Origin of the sequence: Planktothrix tepida PCC 9214 (assembly GCF_900009145.1) — a bacterium.
Lineage (GTDB): Bacteria > Cyanobacteriota > Cyanobacteriia > Cyanobacteriales > Microcoleaceae > Planktothrix > Planktothrix tepida.
In genome coordinates this window covers 1-240 of the sequence record NZ_LN889935.1, presented here as the reverse complement: position 1 = coordinate 240, position 240 = coordinate 1, and the positions used below count along the sequence as shown (strand labels likewise).

Below are 240 nucleotides of genomic sequence, written 5' to 3'. Positions count from 1 at the left end.
TGAAAAGCGAAACTGTGAATATCGGCTGCGAGATGTCAACGGGGAATGGCACTGGTTACTCAGTCGCGATGCAGCTTTCTTATACAACAAAGATGGAACGCTCAAGCAAATTGTGGGTACGGCTCAAGATATTACTGAACGTAAACAATCTGAAGAAAAATTGCAAAATCTTTCAGATCGCTTGTCCTTGGCGATTAAATCTGGAGGATTTGGGATTTGGGAGTGGGATATTTTGCAAGA

1 protein-coding gene is annotated in these 240 nt (G+C 42.5%); it reads left to right on the top strand.

Going from position 1 to position 240, the window contains the following annotated elements; translation table 11 throughout:
- The coding region (locus tag PL9214_RS29875) for a PAS domain-containing protein (RefSeq protein ID WP_139295242.1) at nucleotides 1-240 on the top strand (240 nt) is incomplete at both ends.